Source organism: Myxococcus vastator, from assembly GCF_010894475.1.
Taxonomy (GTDB): Bacteria; Myxococcota; Myxococcia; order Myxococcales; family Myxococcaceae; genus Myxococcus; species Myxococcus vastator.
This window is the reverse complement of sequence record NZ_JAAIYB010000713.1, coordinates 1-2,695: the sequence shown is the minus strand read 5'-3', so window position 1 is coordinate 2,695 and position 2,695 is coordinate 1. Positions and strand designations below refer to the sequence as shown.

Here is a 2,695-nt window from a genome sequence, read left to right as displayed (position 1 = left end):
GGCGGTGGGGGTGCAGGGGCTGGCGTTCCATGTCCCGCATCCAGCCGTCACCGTCCTTCCTCCCGCCCGGTACCGCGCCCTCAGAGGGCGCCGCCGCGCCGGCGGCCGTCCCTCCCCCCACGCGCACGGCGCAGTGCCGGCCGGCCTCCACCGCGGCGTCCTCGACGGTGGAGCCCTACCGGGGGCCTTCCACGGGGCATCCACCGGCGCTGCAAGTGCCTGGGCCTCGCTCGGGGCCCCGCACGGGCGCCGACAACCAGTTCGACTTCGGCGTGGGCGGCGCGTTTCCGCCCAGGCCCACGGGCAACCTGATGGAGCAGGTGCGGCAGGGGGCGCTCACCGCCGCTCAGTCCGAAGCCGCCGCTGCCAGCCGGTTGATGGGAGACAGCGCCGCCGTGGATGGCTACGCGCGCCTCCACCTGGACCACCTGAAGCCCAGTCCGCCCATCACCGGCGCGCCCACGTCCTTGACGGACTACACCAGCAGCATTCCGGACGTGGCCCCCGCCCAGGCCTACGCCTACTTCGTCCGTCATCCGGCGGCGGTGTTCGAGGCCGCCGGCATCCGCGTCCGCCCCGCGACGGCGGCGCTGGTGGATGGGGCGAAGCTGTTCCTGGAGGAGAAGGGGCTTCCGCCCGTGTGGGCGCCCATCACCGTGCGCCTGGAGCCGGCCGCGAACACGCTGCACATCACCACGCTGGACGGGCACCCGCTGCGCGGCACGAATCGCTTCGTCTTCGACGAGGACGGCGCGGGCGGGACGCAGGTGCGGCAGTACTCGGCCTTCCAGGGGAGCTCGCCCGCGACGTCGGTGGGCATGACGCTGATGGACCCCATCGAGCGGCAGCACGACATCTGGCGCGCGGTGCATGCGCACCTGCATGACACGCTGAGGCCTCGCTGATGGCGCCCGTTCCGAGGACGACGCCTCCCGGGCATGACGTGATTCTCTATGACGGGCACTGCCGCCTGTGCGGTGGGGCGGCACGGCGGCTCCAGCGGCTGCTGGGCGGGACGGGGACGCGCCTGCGCTCGTTTCGGGAGGAAGGGGTGCTGGCGTCCTTCCCGGGTGTCAGTGCGGACCGCTGTGAGCGGGCAATTCAGTTGGTCCTGTCGGATGGGGCCGTGGTGGAGGGGTTGGAGGCCCTGGTCCTGGCGCTGGGCCGGCGGCCGTTGGGGCGGCTGCTCCGCGTGTACTACGTGCCGGGCCTGCGGCAGCTCCTGGACGCGCTCTACCGCGTCGTGGCCCGCTATCGGTTTCGCATCGCGGGACGTCAGTGTCCGGACGGGGCGTGCGCGGTCCGCTTCAAATAGGCCGCGCGCGGCGGGTAGCATGGCGTTTCCCCGCCACCTCGGGTTCGTCCGTGCAATCACCAACGTCTCCATACGTCCAGGCCGCGCGCGCCTTCCGGCACTTCTTCACCGAGCTCCGGGATGCCTACCTGGAGCGAGAGACGCTCTTCACGCAATTGGAGCTGGCGCTCCTGGGGCGCGAGCACGTGCTGGTGGTGGGGCCCCCTGGGACGGCCAAGAGCGCCATCGCCAGCGCCGTGCTGGGGCGCATCATCGACGAGCGCACGGGCTCGCCGTCGCTCTTCTCCAAGCAGCTGGCCGAGTCCACCGTGCAGACGGACCTCATCGGCCCGGTGGACTTCAAGGTGCTCACGGAGACGGGACGCACCGAGTACCTCACCGACGAGGGCATGCTGGGCTCCGAGCACGCCTTCCTGGACGAAATCTTCGACGGCCGGGACATGCTGCTGCGCTCCATCCTCAACGTGCTGCACGAGCGGGAGCTGAAGCATGGCCGCCGGGTGACGACGGGGCGCATCGAGTGCGTCGTCATGACGAGCAATCGGTATCTCTCCGAGGTGCTGGCGCGCTCGCCGGAGCTGCTCCTGGCCTTCGCGGACCGGCTGAGCTTCATCTGCTTCGTGCCCAAGTCCTTCGCACGCCGGGAGAGCCGGGCGGCCATGCTGCAACGCTTCTCCCATGGCGCCCGGCCGGACCTGCGCGCGCAGCTGTCCTTGCAGCAGGTGGACCTGCTCCAGGACGCCGTGACGAAGGTGGGGGTGCCCAGCCACGTCATGGAGGGCGTGGAGCTGCTGGCGGATGCGCTGGAGCGCGCGCTGGCGGCCCAGGTGGCGAAGCTGCCGGACTACGTGCCGACGAAGTACTTCTCCCAGCGCTCGGTGGTGAAGGCGCTGTGGGCACTCAAGGCCGCGGTGGTGAGGGATCAAATCTACCGGCGCCCCGAGCGGGCCTTGGAGGCCACCGTCGAGGACCTGGACTCGCTGCGCTGGTTCTTCCTCCTGGGCGGTCCGCCCGCGGGGGAGACGGAGGCGCTGCTCAAGGCCGTGGTGGACCCCCGGGAGCGGGCGCAGCTCGAAATCGTCCGCCTGGAGCAGCGCGCGTTCGACGAAGCGCTGGCCAGGATACGGCAGGAGCTGGGGGGCGGCGTGGAGCGCGAGGCGCAGGCGCTCGGGTCCTCCGAAGAGGTGAGCTCCGTCGAGTCCGTGAGCCGCAACTGGCAGCCCGGCGTCGTCTCCACCACGGCGCGGGCCCTGTTGGCCAAGCTGGTGCCGGGGCCTCGCCATGCGCAGAACCGGATGCCGTTGCTGGCCGCGGCGCGGGCCCTGGTGGCGGCGCAGGAGCAGCGGCTGGCGCGCGGCATGGCGGGGCACGGGGAAGGGC

General features: G+C 71.8%; 3 protein-coding genes. All 3 read left to right on the top strand.

Annotated elements, in window-relative coordinates; all coding sequences use genetic code 11:
- On the top strand, positions 1-905 hold a 905-nt coding region (locus G4D87_RS36430; protein WP_338045024.1), incomplete at its 5' end, for a hypothetical protein.
- The gene (locus tag G4D87_RS36425; protein WP_163787390.1) at positions 905-1,315 is read left to right on the top strand and encodes a thiol-disulfide oxidoreductase DCC family protein; all 411 of its coding nucleotides are present in this window, start codon (positions 905-907) and stop codon (positions 1,313-1,315) included. The genes G4D87_RS36430 and G4D87_RS36425, both read left to right, overlap by 1 nt.
- A gap of 50 nt (positions 1,316-1,365) precedes the next feature.
- Positions 1,366-2,695 (top strand): AAA family ATPase (locus G4D87_RS36420; RefSeq protein ID WP_163787389.1); only part of this gene is annotated, 1,330 nt, incomplete at its 3' end.

What these genes read in the sequence shown, in the direction of transcription:
- G4D87_RS36425 (WP_163787390.1), top strand. Translation starts at nt 905, where the DNA reads ATGGCGCCCGTTCCGAGGACGACGCCTCCCGGGCATGACGTGATTCTC.